General features: G+C 32.5%; 13 protein-coding genes. 5 read left to right on the top strand and 8 right to left on the bottom strand.

The features are described 5' to 3' along the window. The first annotated feature begins 30 nt into the window (after positions 1-30). Positions 31-1,752 carry an amidohydrolase gene (locus LPB87_RS17690; RefSeq protein WP_230728737.1) on the top strand — a complete coding sequence of 574 codons (1,722 nt, stop codon included), beginning with the start codon at positions 31-33 and terminating at the stop codon, positions 1,750-1,752. Positions 1,753-2,039: 287 nt separating this feature from the next. Here LPB87_RS17690 and LPB87_RS17685 read toward each other — a convergent pair whose 3' ends face one another. From LPB87_RS17685 to LPB87_RS17655, 7 genes are all read right to left on the bottom strand, one after another. After that, a complete protein-coding gene (locus tag LPB87_RS17685) occupies positions 2,040-2,498 on the bottom strand; it encodes an RNA methyltransferase (protein ID WP_129538815.1) in 459 nt (152 codons plus the stop codon). Positions 2,499-2,655: 157 nt separating this feature from the next. Beyond that, positions 2,656-3,498, bottom strand: a complete 843-nt coding sequence (locus LPB87_RS17680) for a GNAT family N-acetyltransferase (protein WP_230728736.1) — start codon at positions 3,496-3,498, stop codon at positions 2,656-2,658. 106 nt (positions 3,499-3,604) lie between these two features. Continuing rightward, a complete protein-coding gene (locus LPB87_RS17675; protein ID WP_230728735.1) occupies positions 3,605-5,623 on the bottom strand; it encodes a site-specific recombinase in 2,019 nt (672 codons plus the stop codon). A gap of 532 nt (positions 5,624-6,155) precedes the next feature. Beyond that, positions 6,156-6,374 (bottom strand): heavy-metal-associated domain-containing protein, encoded by a 219-nt coding sequence (locus LPB87_RS17670; protein ID WP_129538817.1) that lies wholly within the window; start codon positions 6,372-6,374, stop codon positions 6,156-6,158. Between the two features lie 123 nt (positions 6,375-6,497). Further along, complete coding sequence (locus LPB87_RS17665) at positions 6,498-8,522, bottom strand: heavy metal translocating P-type ATPase (protein ID WP_230728734.1); 2,025 nt, start codon at positions 8,520-8,522, stop codon at positions 6,498-6,500. Between the two features lie 38 nt (positions 8,523-8,560). After that, positions 8,561-9,007 (bottom strand): transcriptional repressor, encoded by a 447-nt coding sequence (locus LPB87_RS17660; protein WP_230728733.1) that lies wholly within the window; start codon positions 9,005-9,007, stop codon positions 8,561-8,563. A 174-nt stretch (positions 9,008-9,181) separates the two neighbouring features. After that, entirely contained in the window at positions 9,182-9,751 is a 570-nt protein-coding gene (locus LPB87_RS17655; protein ID WP_230728732.1) for a DUF2652 domain-containing protein, read from the bottom strand. Between the two features lie 420 nt (positions 9,752-10,171). Between LPB87_RS17655 and LPB87_RS17650 the strand changes: the two genes are divergently transcribed. Further along, positions 10,172-10,735 (top strand): AraC family transcriptional regulator, encoded by a 564-nt coding sequence (locus tag LPB87_RS17650; protein WP_230728731.1) that lies wholly within the window; start codon positions 10,172-10,174, stop codon positions 10,733-10,735. Positions 10,736-10,823: 88 nt separating this feature from the next. Continuing rightward, the gene (locus LPB87_RS17645) at positions 10,824-13,241 is read left to right on the top strand and encodes a heavy metal translocating P-type ATPase (protein WP_230728730.1); all 2,418 of its coding nucleotides are present in this window, start codon (positions 10,824-10,826) and stop codon (positions 13,239-13,241) included. A gap of 113 nt (positions 13,242-13,354) precedes the next feature. Here LPB87_RS17645 and LPB87_RS17640 read toward each other — a convergent pair whose 3' ends face one another. Further along, positions 13,355-14,878 carry a peroxidase, FMP-type gene (locus tag LPB87_RS17640; protein WP_230728729.1) on the bottom strand — a complete coding sequence of 508 codons (1,524 nt, stop codon included), beginning with the start codon at positions 14,876-14,878 and terminating at the stop codon, positions 13,355-13,357. 350 nt (positions 14,879-15,228) lie between these two features. Between LPB87_RS17640 and LPB87_RS17635 the strand changes: the two genes are divergently transcribed. Then, a complete protein-coding gene (locus LPB87_RS17635; RefSeq protein ID WP_129538822.1) occupies positions 15,229-15,639 on the top strand; it encodes a 5-fold beta-flower protein in 411 nt (136 codons plus the stop codon). A 382-nt stretch (positions 15,640-16,021) separates the two neighbouring features. After that, on the top strand, positions 16,022-17,428 hold the full coding sequence (gndA, locus tag LPB87_RS17630) for an NADP-dependent phosphogluconate dehydrogenase (RefSeq protein ID WP_129538823.1): 1,407 nt from the start codon (positions 16,022-16,024) through the stop codon (positions 17,426-17,428). Positions 17,429-17,440 lie beyond the last annotated feature (12 nt).

The raw sequence follows: 17,440 nt of genomic DNA, 5'->3' as shown, positions 1-17,440 counted from the left end.
CTATTTAATAAATTAAAACTGACGAATAAAATGACAAAAACATCACTCCTTATTCTATCCTTGATACTATTAATTAGTTGTGGAAAAAAAGAAAATAAAAATTTAAGCGAACAAAAAACTTCTGAATCTCAACTCTATTATAATGGGCACATTATAACTATGGAAACCGACGAAGCTAATTATGCTGAAGCAATAGTGGAACAAAATGGAAAAATTGTCTTTGTTGGTGATCTTAAAGAGGCCGAAAAATTATTTCCAGAAAGCACCAAAGTAGATTTGGATGGTAAAACTTTGTTACCAGGATTTATAGATCCACACAGCCATTTTGGGATGGTTTCAAATACTATGGGACAAGTTGATTTAAATCCTCCTCCAGTTGGCACAATTTCGAGTATTCCTAAGATGCTAGAAGCATTAAAAAAATATAAATCAGACAACAAAATAAAAGATGGTGACTGGGTATTTGGATGGGGATATGACGAAAGTCAATTAACTGAAAAACGTCACCCAAACAAAACGGAGTTAGACGCTGTTTTTCCTAAAAACCCTGTTTATTTACAACATACTAGCGGACATATGGGAGTTGCAAATTCTTTGGGTCTAAAAGAAATGAATGTAACTAAGGATACCCCAAACCCTGCAGGAGGAAATATAGGTCGAATGCCAAACTCAAAGGAACCAAACGGATTAGTACAAGAAACTGCAATGTATCCTTTTGTGGGTAATATGCTTAAGATTCTTAGCACTAAACAAGCAGAGTATTTTGATAAGACTCAAAATTATTACGCAGAAAATGGACTTACAACTGCGCAAGATGGAATGACAGATCGCAATACAATTCAGTTTTTCAAAAAACAAGCTGCTAGCGGTAAATTAAAAATTGATTTAATTTCATTGGCTGGGTACGCCGATTTAGATAAAAATGTAGCTGATACTTCTATTCATTTTAAACAGTATAAGAATAAATTTAAAGTACAAGGAACGAAAATTGTAGCAGATGGTTCTCCACAGGGTAAAACAGCCTATTTTACAAAACCATTTTTAACTTCTGTTCCTGACTGTGCACATGATTGCAGGGGGCTTCCTAGCCTGACGCAAGATGCATTGAACAAAATCTTTAAAACAGCGTACGCTAACGACAATCAAATTTTTATACATTGTAATGGCGATGCTACTATTGATATGCTTATTAAAGCACACGAATACGCTTGTAAGGAGCTTTCTCAGCCATTAGATAAAGACCGAAGAACTATTGCTATTCATTCTCAATTTGTTCGTCCTGACCAATTAGAGACCTATAAAAAATATAAAATTGAACCTTCATTTTTTACTAATCATGCCTATTTTTGGGGAGATGTACACGTAGAAAATTTAGGAAAAGACAGAGCATTTTTCTTAAGTCCGATAGCCACTGCAGCAAAAATGGGATTAAAATATACAAATCATTCCGACGCTACTGTAACCCCTATCAACCCTTTATTTACAGTATGGACAGCGGTAAATCGTACTTCAAGAACAGGAAAAGTGATTGGTGAAGCCGAAAGAGCAACTCCTTATCAGGCTTTAAAAGCCATTACTATAAATGCTGCTTACGAGTATTTTGATGAAAATTTAAAAGGCTCTCTTAAAAAAGGAAAACTAGCAGATTTTGTAATTTTAGATAAAAATCCGCTTACAATAAATCCGACTGAATTAAAAGACATCAAAGTATTAGAAACCATCAAAGAAGGAAAAACTATATTCAAAAAATAATCTGTTATAACTTTCACTATTATTGATACTTCATGATCAATTTAAGCTAAAGTAAACACTAGAAATTTTAAAACAAAAAGCCTTTAAAAATCTAATTTTTAAAGGCTTTTAATATTTTATAAAAAATGATTATCAATACATATTGATAACTAAATTACTCTATTGTTTTATATTTAGAGTTTTATAACTTCTCCCAAAAGGAACAAAATATAATTGTTATTCTATTTGCGCATTAACTCTAAATCAACAATTAGCATCAGAAGTTAAGTTAGAAGTAAGCATTTGTTTTAAGAGCGTGGTTTAGACAAGTTTCTGTCGTACATAATAATGGTTCCTGCCACTGCCACGTTTAAACTTTTCTCAGATTTAAATTTGACTAGATTATGGCACTTATCCATTACTTTTCTGGATAAACCATGATCTTCTGCTCCTAACAAATACACACAACGTCTTGGATGTTGAAAGGTTTCTAAATCGGATGCTTTTTCATCTAATTCAACACCTACCAATCGTGCTCCTTTAGGCAAATTTTCAAAAAAATCGTCAAAAGTATCATAATGAAAATACGGAATTGCTTTTACCGCATCATGAGTATCACAGGCTTGTTTGGCATATCGATTGCCTATAGTAAATATAAAAGTAGCACCTAAATTTTGAGCTGATCGCCACAAAACACCTAAATTTTCGGGAGTTTTACCGTTTTGTATTCCTATCCCAAAATATTCATTTATAAAGTTATCATTCATAATTACAAAAGTACAAACTGTGAGTATATAAATCAATTTTTATTGAGATGAAACAAAGTTTATCTATTTATCAGTTTTTTGATTTTCTTCTGAACTCATCATGAATTTCAACAAATTCATGTCAAAATTATTCTGTCAACCATCTTGAAGTCTAAATTTAAATTTTCCTTTTCATTTCGTATTGAGACACCCTATTTACAAGTCCTAAATTCTTTAAAAAAGCATTTGTTTCTATTGAATTTTCTTCAATATTGTTCATAGATACTTCTGTAGAATCGATTGTTTCTAACATTTTATTTACCAATTGCGCTCCTACTCCATTACGCCTATGTTTAACAGCTACAGCAATTTGTAAAATTCGTCGTGACATACGATTATAAACTAAATAACCTACAGGTTCATTTTCGATATAAGCCTCTAGGATACCACAACGTTCCTTGCTATTGTCTAAACTCTTAACTGTATTTTGCCAAGTAGGCTCTATAGTCCAAAAAGAAGTAAAAGTATCCCAGTCAAAATTTTTCAATTCTTTAATTGTAGCTACACTTTTTTTATTGCTTATTCCAATAGATCCTCCATAGCAATTAAGGGTTCTATGAACTTTATAATTCATTTTTTCATACGCTCGAATTGCTGCATTATTACCTACAATAACTTCGAGTATCATTTCCTTTACATCTAAATCTTTTAGTTTAGGTAGCAGATAATCATACATTTTAGCAACTAAACCTTGTCCTCTATAACCTGGGATAACTCCTGTTGCACCATTATAGGCAATTAATTGCCCATCTAATTCATTTATAGCATGAAGCATAAACCCAACTAATTTACCCGATGACAGAACACCAATTGACAAATCTAATTTTATATTTTCTGCTATAATCTTAGCTTCTAATTGTTCTGAATTGAGTTTAAATGGTACAATATAATCTGAAAATGATAAATTTAATACCTCAACGATACTATCAATTTCAATATTTTCTAAAGTAATAAGCTCCATTTTATTTTTTTTAAACTTTTATAAATTCTCTTTTAAAATTATGTGTGTGTGCTCTGATAATCTCTCAAAACAAAAACAACTATTTGTTGTCTACAGATTATAAATACTACTGTGAGCTACTGTTCTTTGGTGGGAAAAAGAAATGTGATGGCTTACTTAGAAAATACTTAATGATTGCGCTTGTCACTTGTTTTAATTCAGAAATTGGAATATCTCTCGAGCGAAAAGCAAGTCCTAGTGACAAACTAAAACTAACCATAAAGTTGACCAATCCTATAAGACCGATACCTAGAACTGACCAGAAAAACATCCATTCAGTAATAGCAAAGTCGGCACCATATAATCCCATAGCAAAATTTCCACTAGCAAAAGTAATGTGCCTGATGTCAATATTTAATCCAAAGAATATTCCAATAAAAACAGTACTTCCCATAAAAACACCAAACCAGAAATTAGATATAATTCCTGCCCATTTTTTTTCATACAATGAAGCTAATTTTTTTGTCATTCTTTTTCCTAAACTTAGCTTAAGCAATGGATGTTCTTGAATACGGTAATAAATATGATTATGCTTGTCACGATTAGCAATACTTCCGGCTATAATTCCTGATAGAAACAGAAAAACTCCAGCTATAGCCGCATGAAAAATTGCTGCAGAATAAATAGGATTCAGGTCATTAATTAAAACAGGCCACTTTTCTTTAGCAATATTATAATGAAAAACTTCATCAATTAGCCAGATTCCTAGTAATGAAACTGGGAAGGCAATAATAACATTCCCAACGAATGCAATAAACTGTGAGCGGAATACACGAGCAAAAAATATAGCAAACTCTTTATACTTGTACTCATTCTTATCTTGATCTTTGTGTTTAAAACCTTCTTGTAAGGCTCTTACCAATGCAGAGGCTGTCATTGCTGGTTGCTTTGTTGCCAATGTAAATCCGAGGATATAAATTATAATAAATCCTATAGAATAATTCATACTATATAAGAAAACATGACCAAAGCCACTTGCCTCTACTTTTCCTAATAATAGTTTGATGATACACAATAAGCCAACTATAAACCCACCACCAGCTGCAGAATAAAACATCTTGTAATATTCCTTACGGCTGTTTGTAATATAATGTTCTCCCGTATTGGCTGTATGCTGTGTTATTTCATAAGATAGAAGTTGCGTACTCTCATTGATTAGTTTATCGATATTATTTTTATCACAATTGTATTTAATCAATATATAAGAGAGGTAAATTGTATTCTTATCAGCATCTTTCTCTTCTGCCTGTATTAAAAGTGGTAATAATGATTTAAGACGATTAAGTTGTTGATGGATTCGTAACAAGCTCTGATTTACTCGTAATGAAATCCCAAATTTACTACTATTTTTAAAGGCCGTTTCTATATAATCTGTACATTGTTTGTGCAGGATAATCAATTGTTTATAACCAAGATCATCGGGATGCATAAAGTTTTCGCTAGATTCAATCAGCTTCTCACTTATTAGCAACAGCTCTCGCTGAAAGGCAAGAAATGGACTTTCATAATTTTCATATTCAGGTACCATCTGGATTACATCAGTTTCCATGGCACATCCACATATACGATAGGTAATAACCTCCATCGCAAAAACCAATTCGGTTAGCGATGACTTCTCATCACTCGATTCATAAATAGAACGAAATTCTAATAAAGAGTACAACTCCCATATTTGCTCCTCTGGTATTTTTTTAATCCATAGCGGATCTGTCTTAACAAAGAATACCTGATTTAGTATAAATTGTAACGTGTCTTTTTCGGGTTGTTCAGGAATTAATTTAGCAAATAATCGCCTGCGGACTTCATAAAAGAAATTGGCATTCTGTAGAATACCTGCATCAGAAAGGATTTTATTAAATTTTTTCTTTTCTAAATGGGCACTAACACAGTCCATCAGACCATCACGATAATTTTGATTTCCCTTAAGCAAATCAATAAGTTCTGATAAATCTACAACAGTTGTTTTTTTTATTTTTTTTGGACGAACCAAATTCACTAATTCTACCAGTAACTCTACATTCCCTTTGTTATATTCCCATAACTTTTGGTCTTTAAAGTTTTCTTCAAAATAGCGCTTTAAGGTCATTTTTGGTTTTCTCCTCAATCTCATTCTAATCAAATTTAATTATTACGAATCCTTTTTTATCTGATACAAAAAAGTAGTTCGTTCTTGTTATGCAATATACTATCTAAAAATCACACTCTTTTTAATTTTTTCATAAAGAATTCTTACAACACATTATTTAGATAGAATTTTAATTTCATTATTCCTTTTATTTTTGCCTCCAAAGAATCAAAAAAACAACATATCATCCAACATTTTCTGGAGCTCTTACTACTCTTAAAACAAATCATAAATAGCTAATTTTTAAACCTTTTATGGCTACCAATACATTTTAATAATCTAATAAACATTTATATCGTTAAAAGTGAATTTCAGTTTAAAATAAGTCCTTAAATTTTAAATGATGTGACCTTTTAGATTTTAAATAAAAAATTAATCATCATACCCTTTTTAGTCTAAATAGACAACAAATCACTCCATAAAACATCAAAAGAGGCTATTTCACGTTGGTGAAATAGCCTCTTTTTTTAAAACTTATTCTTTTAATCTTCTATTATCTTATAGGTTCTGCATTAAACCCTTTACTTTTGATAATAGCAACTATTTCTTCTTCAGTAATCCCTTCTGATTGAACTGTGAGGATTTTATCACTACTATCTGTATCTACATTCCATTGACCGATACCATCATTATTATCTAAATCAGACTTTACTTTCGCTACACATCCACCACAATTTAGAGTTGTTTTGAATTGAATATTTTTCTTTTCCATATTTATTGATATTTTTTATTATTATTTGATACCGCAAATTTATGTTGATCTCCTTTCAATTCGTTTACAATATTCCTTGTATGATTTGTGATATTTACTGATTAAGCGATAAATAATTTGGCTTTAGAATTTCATTCTTTGTATTCGAACGGCATTCAAGATAGCTAATAATGCAACACCTACATCGGCAAATACAGCTTCCCACATAGTGGCAAGTCCGCCTGCACCAAGAATCAATACAATTGCTTTTATAGAAAATGCTAATACTATATTTTGCCAAACTATTTTTTTGGTTTGCTTACCAATATGTATTGCCATTGGTATTTTAGAAGGCATATCGTCTTGTATTACGACATCGGCAGTTTCAATGGCAGCATCACTTCCTAGACCTCCCATAGCAATACCTGCATCACTTAAAGCAATAACTGGAGCATCATTTACTCCATCACCCACAAAAGCTACACTGCCATTGCGAGTCTTGATTTCTTTCACCTTATTAACTTTGTCTTCAGGGAGTAAATCTCCGTAAGCATTATCTATTCCTAATTGTCTTGCAACATAATCCACAACGGTACTTTTATCACCACTCAGCATTGTAACTTTTATATTCATACTGTGCAATTTATCTATTGCTATTTTAGCATCTGCTTTAATACTATCTGAGATTGTAAGATACCCAGCAAATTTTTTATCGTAAGAAACAGCAATTACTGTATAGACAATATTTGATGTATCTATATTGTAATTAATATTAAATTTATCAAGCAACTTAAAATTACCAACCAATAATTCCTTTCCATTTACTGTTGATTTAAGCCCATATCCAGCTATTTCTTCTGTTTCAGACAAATTAATGGTGTTATCAACCTCTCCTACATAATTATGAATAGCTGAAGCAACTGGATGCGTACTCTGACTTTCCAATGCATTAACCATTTTAAGGATTTCATCTTTGTCAAATTCAGGTTTTATTATCACTTCCTGAACTTTAAAAACACCCTCGGTCATTGTTCCTGTTTTATCGATTACCACGTTTTGAACATTTGCAAGAATATCCAAGAAATTAGAACCTTTAAACAAGATACCATTATGACTTGCTGCCCCAATTCCTCCAAAATATCCCAAAGGAATAGAGATTACCAACGCACAAGGACAAGAAATAACTAAAAATACCAATGCTCTATACAACCACTCACTAAACACATAATTATCAACAAAAAGAGCTGGTAATAATGTAATTACAATTGAAAGCAACACTATAATTGGCGTATATACCTTCGCAAACTTACGAATGAACAATTCTGTAGGTGCTTTTTGAGCAGTTGCATCCTGTACCAATTCTAATATTTTACTTAACTTACTATCTGAGTAAGCTGCAGTTACTCTTACCTGACTTACCGTATTCAGATTAATCATACCTGCCAATACCGTTTCTCCTTTTGCTTTCGTATCAGGTTTACTTTCTCCAGTAAGTGCGGCTGTGTTGTACGAAGCTGTTTCTGAAATAAGTCCTCCATCCAGTCCCAATTTTTCTCCAGGCTTTAACTGGATAATATCTCCGATTTTTGCCTCTTCTGCTTTTATAACTACCAGCTTACCTCCTTCTAGTATCGTAACCTCATCTGGACGTTGATCTAATAAAGCTTTGATATTTCCTTTAGCACGCGATACTGCAAGTGTTTGAAACACCTCACCTACTGCATAAAATAACATAACTGCTACAGCCTCGGGATATTCGCCTATAGCAAAAGCTCCCATTGTAGCGATAACCATAAGAAAAAACTCTGAAAAGAAATCTTTATAACGAATACTTTCTATAGCTTCTTTTATTACTGGTAATCCAACTGGAATATATGCGGCTATGTACCATACCAATCTTACCCAGTTGGTAAACCAATCCTGTGGAAAATAATTATCTAATCCTATACCTAAAAGTAATAAGACTAATGAAATTCCAGATGGTAAAAATAACTGAAATGCCGTTTTACCCTCGAGATCGTGACTGTGATCATGATCATGTCCGTGACTATGATTATGATGATCTCCTTTTTTCTCCTTTTTTACGTGACTATGACCATAATTATGCTTATTTTCCTCTTTTTTTTGAAGTTTTAAATAAACATCAGTGCTACAACATTGCTTTGACATATCTAATTATTTTTTAATTCTATGTCAAAACTATCACTCTATTTTGGGAACCTGGTTGCAAATGCAGGATGGCTTTTTTGAGAACAATTTTCACAAATTCCTTTCATTACAAAATTGACACTTTCTAATAAGAATTTTTCAGGAAGTTGAATTGGTGGTATCGAGATGCTTTCAAGACAATAGGTATTATGACAATGGTTGCAGTTAAAATGAACATGTAACTCTCCAAGCGTACACATACAGGATTCCATGCAAATTGAATATTTCATAGAACCAGATCCATCGTCAATAGTATGGATAAGTAAATTTTCATGAAACAAAGTCAAAGTTCTAAAAATGGTCGATTTATTGACAGTTTCTAACTCCGTCTCAAGATCTGTTAGGCTAAATGCTTTTTTAAATTCAGTCATCGTATTGAATATCAATAACCGCACTGCTGTTGGTTTTATATTCCTGTTCAATAACTTTTTTTCTAAATCTTTCATCTTTTACACTTTGCTTACACTTTTATAACAAACTTAGAAAAAAAAACCACAAAAAATTACTATTACCAACGTCTTAAACATTTTTATAAAATAGGAATAACTCATTTTGTATTCTATTCCGAATGTTACAATCTATCTATTATACAATAACACAACATTAGGCAATCTACCTAATTACAAATAATGGATATAGCCTATTTCTGGCAGATACATACAATTCTCGCAATTATCGTATTCAAAAGTTGATTTAGCTGGTTGTTCAAAATTGGCTTTTAAAAATGCATCTGAAAACAAAGCATATGGCGGAAATTTGGCAATATGATTTTTGAGCATTTTGTGCGCTTCCACAACTGGCGCTCCATAAAGTTTTTCAAACCTTCCAATTTTATATTTAGTAAAAGTACCGTAATGCACAATAATCTTCAATGACAAAGGAATTTCTATACCAAGCTGAAAGGAGAGTTTGGCTACTTCTTTTTTAAAATTATCATACATTATTTCTATCTGATTTATTGTATCATCAAACGAAGGTATTTTGCGGTATTTATAAAACAATATAGCATCTCCTTCTATCTCAGAGACTTCTAGGTTGAGATTATTACTGTTTATTATTGACTTTAGAAGATTTTCAGTTATGTATTTCCCGATAAACATATTGGTATTTATAACAAAGTCCGTAAAACCAGATATATCTGGAATTATAACAATTCCTATTTCATATTCAGCCGTCTGTTCCTGTATCATATTTATTTCTGATTAATAGATAAAATTTGGTTGGGACTCTATATTATAATTCTATTTTGATACTTAATTCTCTCCAACTCCTTTTATCTTTTTTATGTAATTTCATGGACTTGTTAAATAATATATCAAATCCTTTTTCTGTTTTTTTTTGTACAAACTTAAGTATAGCATTGTGCGGTAGTATAATATTATTCCTTGTTTGATTTATAACTTTTACTGATTGATAATGGCTGTAAGTGGTAATAAAAAACTAATTCATCACTTAGTAACTCTTAATTTAGATCATTGTTTTATAAGTCAATATCTATTTATTGTCTTAGACATTTTACCCAGTTAGGCATTTATAATGAGTAGTAAATTAATTTTTAATAGTAAGTTTGCCTATACATTTATAATATAAAATTTTATCAAACAAGGAATATGAATATATTATTCGTCAAAAACATGGTTTGCAACCGCTGTATAATGGTAGTTCAAGATGAACTTGAAAAGCTTGGAATGGACTTTACCAGCATTAAATTGGGAGAAGTTACTCTTACAAAGGAATTAACCTCCGACGAAAGAAATTCACTGGAAAATGTACTGGTCCCTTTAGGTTTTGAAGTAATTGATGATAAAAAAAGTAGAATCATCGAAAAGATAAAAAATACCATCATCGATTTGGTACATCATCAGGATAATGATTCAAAAAACAATTTATCTGATATATTGAGCAAAGAACTCAACCATGACTACAATTATCTTTCTAATCTCTTTTCTGAAGTAGAAGGTACTACAATAGAAAAATATTTTATTGCTCAAAAGATTGAGAAAATAAAAGAACTTTTAGTTTATGATGAATTATCCTTAAGTGAAATCGCAGATCGTTTGAACTATTCGAGTGTTGCTTATCTTAGCAATCAATTCAAAAAAGTTACTGGATTAACTCCTAGTCACTTTAAACAGATTCGTGAAGACAGAAGAAAACCATTAGATAAGGTATAAGTAAATATTACAAATCAAATCCATAATTCCGCAATAGCATTCATAGATATTGTCGCCAACTTTGCAATTGAAATACAATACGCAAAATATGACGACAAATAAAAATAAGGAAACAATTTATATTCCTTTAGCAGATGTAGAAAGTGAGCACTGTGCATTAATCATAAAAAAAGGTTTGGCACAGGTTAAAGGTGTCGAAACCTACGAAATAGAAATAAATAACCGCAGGGCAGCTATTACAGTTACCAACAATGAGGTAGTTGGTAATGCCGTTAAGGCCATTAAAGACCTTGGATATGGTGTCCCGACGGTTAAAAATACTTTTCCAGTTCTTGGAATGACCTGTGCCTCTTGTGCAGGCAGTGCAGAAAATATCGTGAAATTTGAATCTGGAGTCATTGATGCTTCTGTAAACTTTGCAACAGGAAATCTAACGGTAGAGTACCTTCCTAATATAACAGATTCTTCTAAGTTACAGAAAGCTCTTCAGGCTGTTGGTTACGACTTACTCATTGTAGACGAAACGAAACAACAGGAATCATTGGAAGTTATCCATGCTGATAAATTCAGAAAATTAAAAAATAAAACTATTTGGGCAGTTATACTATCGTTACCTGTTGTAGTTATTGGTATGTTCTTTATGGATATGCCATATGGCAATGAAATCATGTGGTTCTTTTCAACTCCTGTAGTTCTTTGGCTGGGTAAAGACTTCTTCATAAACGCATGGAAGCAAACAAAACACCGCTCTGCGAATATGGATACGTTAGTTGCATTGAGTACAGGAATTGCTTATTTATTTAGTGTATTTAACATGCTTTTCATGGATTTCTGGCATCAGCGAGGATTACATGCTCACGTATATTTTGAAGCAGCTGCTGTAGTTATTACATTCATTCTATTAGGTAAATTGTTAGAAGAAAAAGCAAAAGGCAATACCTCCTCAGCTATTAAAAAACTAATGGGCTTACAGCCAAAAACTGTGATGGTTATACAAGCTGACGGAACTGAAAAACAAATTGCTATTGAAGATGTGAGTGTTGGAGCTATTATTTTGGTTAAACCAGGTGAAAAAATTGCTGTCGATGGAATAGTCACTTCTGGTAACTCATATGTTGACGAAAGTATGCTTAGCGGTGAACCAGTTCCTGTATTGAAAAAAGAGCATGAAAAAGTGTTTGCCGGAACTATAAATCAAAAAGGAAGCTTTCAATTTAAAGCAGTTAAAGTAGGCAAAGAGACCATGCTTGCTCAGATCATAAAGATGGTTCAAGATGCTCAAGGGAGTAAAGCTCCTGTTCAGAAATTGGTAGATAAGATTGCAGGTATTTTTGTTCCAATTGTAATTGGAATAGCCATTCTTACTTTTATTACTTGGTTGGTACTAGGAGGAGAAAATGCTGTAGCACAAGCATTAATGGCCGCAGTTACTGTATTGGTTATTGCATGTCCTTGTGCCTTGGGTCTGGCTACTCCTACTGCAATAATGGTTGGTGTTGGTAAAGGTGCAGAAAACGGTATTTTGATTAAAGACGCTGAAAGTTTGGAGCTAGCAAGGAAAGTCTCTGCTATTGTCTTAGACAAGACTGGAACCATTACGGAAGGAAGGCCTCAAGTTACTGGAGTTAAATGGCTTGACGATAAAGATGCAACAAAAGAGATCTTAATTAGTATTGAAAAACAATCTGAACATCCTTTGGCCGAAGCCGTAGTAAAAAATTTCGAGGATGTACAAACTGTCCTATTATCAGATTTTGATAGCATCACTGGTAAAGGAGCAAAAGCCTCTTATATGGGGCAAACTTATTTTGTAGGTAACAAAAAATTATTAGAAGAAAACAATATTACTATTGCCGATCAATTATTAAATCAGGCAGGTGTATGGAGCAAAGAATCAAAAACTGTAATTTGGTTTACTGATAGTAAGCAGGCATTGTCTGTTATTGCAATTTCTGATAAAATCAAAGAAACATCTGTTGAAGCTATCAAGCAAATGCAAGATATGGGTATTGAACTCTATATGCTTACTGGAGACAACGAAGCGACTGCAAAAGCTATCGCTGAGCAAACTGGAATTAAACATTATAAGGCTGAAGTATTACCACAGCACAAAGCCGATTTTGTAAAAGAATTGCAACAGCAGGGTAAAACAGTGGCAATGGTAGGCGATGGAATTAATGATAGTACCGCACTAGCAACAGCTGACGTAAGTATTGCAATGGGTAAAGGAAGTGATATTGCTATGGACGTAGCAAAAATGACCATTATTTCATCTGACTTGACAAAAATACCACAAGCCATCCGTTTATCTAAACAAACGGTACTAACAATTAAGCAAAATCTGTTCTGGGCTTTTATCTATAATCTTATTGGTATTCCTCTTGCTGCTGGTATATTATATCCCATTAATGGATTTTTGTTGAACCCAATGATCGCTGGTGCAGCAATGGCTTTAAGTAGTGTAAGTGTAGTTAGTAATAGCTTACGTTTGAAATGGAAAAAATAAACATAAATGAAAGAAGCCGTCTAATTTAGACGGCTTCTCTATTTCTTTTCTAAAATGATTATAACTCTACCGTAACTTTTTACATAGATACCGTGGAGTTTTTTTATATCCTTTTATTCTTTGTGGTAAGGACATCTTGAATCTGAAATGGAATAACTAGCTTTATTACTATCATCCGTTTTTTTAATACCTTTAAATTGCTCTTCTATTACAGCTTTCTGTTCAGCAGGAACGTCTTCTATCTTACGGAGCGTATTAACTTGTATGTGTGGCCAACTCGTAGTACCTCCATCATCTCCAAAATTAAATTCGAAAAATATAATTTGTTCATATTGCAGCTGAAGAACTTTCTTATTTAAGATTTTATCATGTACTCTTTGAACCCACATATTCACATTCATTTCAACAGTTGGCACAAAACGATTCACAAAAGGAACATTTAATATTCCTCCTTGTGCTCCAGTTTTATTTTTTGATGACATATGAATTGAGATATACTCATCAATTTCTTCTCCATTTATAGAATCCCTTAATCGCAAATCTGGTCTTACTGAATATGGATATAATTCGTGAGCAAGTATTCGCTGTGTATAAATTTTATTTTCGCGAGGATCATTTTCGTGAGTTAGTTTTTCATGTACCCATTTTGGTGCTGGATCATCTAGATTAATTGGTCCGTCGTGACTTGTATCTGCACCTCCCATTGTTTTTGAAATCGAAAGATGATCAAAATCCCAAGCTTTAATGCCTTTTGGAAATTCTGGTGCTCCACCAATTACATATTTCCCTTTTTGAGAAACAAGGTCACCTAATAAGGTAATAGTACTTCCATGAGGAATTACACCGCTACGCGAAATAGAATAATCTGGAATAAAATAGGGTCCATCTAAACCAAATCCAGGTTTTAGTTCTTTTGCAGGAACTACGCCATAGTATTTTTGCCCTTCTTTTAATTGACTTATGGCTATATACTCAAATGCGCCTTGATCATTTTTTATTTTGACAAGCGTTTCATCTTTGTATTCCCCTTTAAATTTATACTTAATTCTATCTTCTTCTGATTGAGTAAGAATACCTCGATCTTCTTCAATTGATTTTGCGGTAGCTGCATGATTGTAAAGATCGCTAAGCCAAAGATACATTCCATTTTCCTCATGAATTGGCGTATATTTTAAATCTTTTTGACCTTCTATTTTATTTACACTTTTAATACTTTGTTCATACTTTACAGCTCCACAAAATTGTTCGCTAACTCCACCTCGATTGCGTATACCACCAGGAACTAAAGAGAATGTTAATGCCTCAATATATTCTTCGCATTCAAAACTATATTTTCCGGGAATCGTTCCTAAGTTTACACCGGGTGAAGGCATAATGGTTGTATGCACTCCTGTACCTATTCGCCCATGTTTCTTATCATTATCACTTTTATAACTTACCCATGTTCCTTCTAATAATTCTAAAACACCATATTCAGCCTTTTTTTCTTGAGCTTCTACAGTTTCATCTGTAAAAGGTTTCATTTCATCATTAATAGTTAACTTTCCGTATTCTTTAAATTTTTCCCAAAGATCCGAAGATCCAACTGCCTTGGCATAAAACTTTTTTTCTACAATTTCTTCTTTTGGTTTAAGCATGATATATCTTTTTTTAGTTACAAATTTGGGGATTCACAAGTTGAACTTAAATTATATATATAAATCCATTGCCTATTTCATAAAAGCGACTAGTTATTCTTTTACTACATAAAGGCATACAATAATAACGTAAAATTTGAAAAACTAACTAGGTGTTTTTACTCGTTTTATATCAATATAATTAAGATAATTTTTTACAAAATAAAACTAAGCTTAAGTTTGTACTATCCTTTTGGAAATATTTCAAAACAAGGCAATTCACAATTATTTTTTAAATGGTACACAAATTGTACAAGCCTATAATAAGTCACAACCAAAAACCAAATCATTCTAATTTTAAAACATTTAAAATGAAAAAAACACTATTTTTTATCTTAACAATAGGAGCAGTTACTATTACGCAAGCACAAACCATAGAATCGAGAAACCACAGCACAGTTGGCTATATTAAAGCAAATGGTACTATTGAGAACAGTAATCATTCTACAGTAGGTTATATCAAAAGTAATGGCACAATAGAAAACAGCAACCACAGTACAATTGGATATATAAAAAGTAATGGGACTATCGAGAACAGTAACCATTCTACTGTAGGTTATGTAAAAAGTAACGGAACTGTAGAGAACAGTAATCATTCGACTATCGGTTACATTAAAGATGACGGAACTGTACAAAATAGCAATCATAGTACAATTGGCTATGCTAGAGGGGTGAGCAAAGAATGGGCTGCTGTAGTTTATTTCTTTTTCAACTTTGATTAAAACCTACAATTTTGTCAAAATAGAAAGTCTAATTGATGCGTTCAAATTCAATTTTAATTAACATAAACTATATAACTATCATCTAAATAGCAGTTCTCAAATAACAATACTATTCAAGATTCTTATTTTTTTAGATTTTTAAATCCCTAACTATAAGTACGATTCATAAAAGCGACTGAGCCAATACAATAGATCAACTAGTTTATTCTATAGTATTCCAACCTTTTTATTTAACTTAGCGCAACCGTTTTTGGATGGCAAAAAACTGTCGACAAAATAGAATTCGGTCTTTGTAACGCATTAAAAAAACAGCATAACTACTCATTATTTCAATGCATTACAAATAAAAAACTCACTAATAACTTAGTTAATTTAAAAAACTATGAACACATTTGATTTTGGCATTGTCGGACTCGGCGTAATGGGTCGTAACCTACTTTTAAACATTGCCAGCCAAAAATTTGCTGCTGCAGGTTTAGATTTAGATACAGAAAAAGTCAACTCTTTACAACAGGAGGCTGATTCAGAGCATACATTAGAAGCAACAACAGATGTTAAACATTTTGTAGAACTTATCAAACGCCCAAGAGCGATTATGTTGTTGGTACCTGCAGGTAAGCCTGTCGATAGCGCAATTCAAAGCCTTTTACCTCATCTGGATGAAGGTGATATTATAATAGATGGTGGAAACACTTACTTTACTGATACTGACAGAAGATTTCTTGAATTATCTGCTAAAGGAATTCATTTCTTTGGAATGGGAATTTCTGGCGGTGAGCAAGGAGCACGATTTGGTCCTAGCATGATGCCTGGGGGTGACAAAAAAGCCTACGAAAGACTTCGTCCTATTTTTGAAGCTATAGCTGCCAAAGTAGATGGAGAACCATGTGTAGAATATTTAGGAAATGGTTCAGCAGGTAACTATGTAAAAATGGTTCACAATGGAATTGAGTACGGAATCATGCAACTTATTTCTGAAATTTATGACCTGATGAAACGTGGTTATAATCTTGATGAAGATACCATAGAAAATACTTTTAATGAGTGGAATCAAACTGATCTTAAATCATTTCTAATCGAAATTACAGGAGCTATTCTTAAAGTAAAAGAACCAAATGGAGAACGATTGATTAATCTAATATCTGATTGGGCTAAATCTAAAGGAACAGGAAAATGGACTTCTCAAAACGCTATGGATTTACAAGTACCAGTTCCTACCATTGATGCAGCAGTTTTTATGCGTGATATGTCAAAAAGCAAGCCTGAAAGAATTGAAGCTGCTACCAAATTAGTTTGGAATGACAAACAGGCCACTGTAAACGCACCCGAAGCAATTAGTGCACTAAAAGATGCATTATTCTTTTCTATCCTAATTACTTATGCTCAAGGATTGGCACAACTTAAAACTGCTTCTAAAGAATATAATTACGAACTAAATTTAGAGACTGTTACAAAAATATGGCGTGGTGGTTGTATCATTCGTGCAGATGTTCTTGAAGATTTTAGAAAAGCATTTGCAACGAATCCTAATTTACCAAACATTCTTTTAGATACTGATATTGCAGCTAAATTCAATGAAACTCAAGCTGGTATTAGAGAAGTTATTCAATTTGCTGTACAAAAAGGATTACCTGTAGCTGGACTTATGAACTCATTAGCATATTTTGACTCTTATAGATCTGAGAATCTTCCGACTAATATGATTCAAGCACAACGTGATTATTTTGGAGCACATACCTACGAACGCACTGATCTCCCGGGTACTTTTCATACCCAATGGAATGATTAAGAAACTTTAAGT

It is taken from the genome of Flavobacterium sp. EDS (assembly GCF_020991525.1).
GTDB lineage: Bacteria > Bacteroidota > Bacteroidia > Flavobacteriales > Flavobacteriaceae > Flavobacterium.
This window is presented reverse-complemented; position numbering and strand designations above follow the sequence as displayed.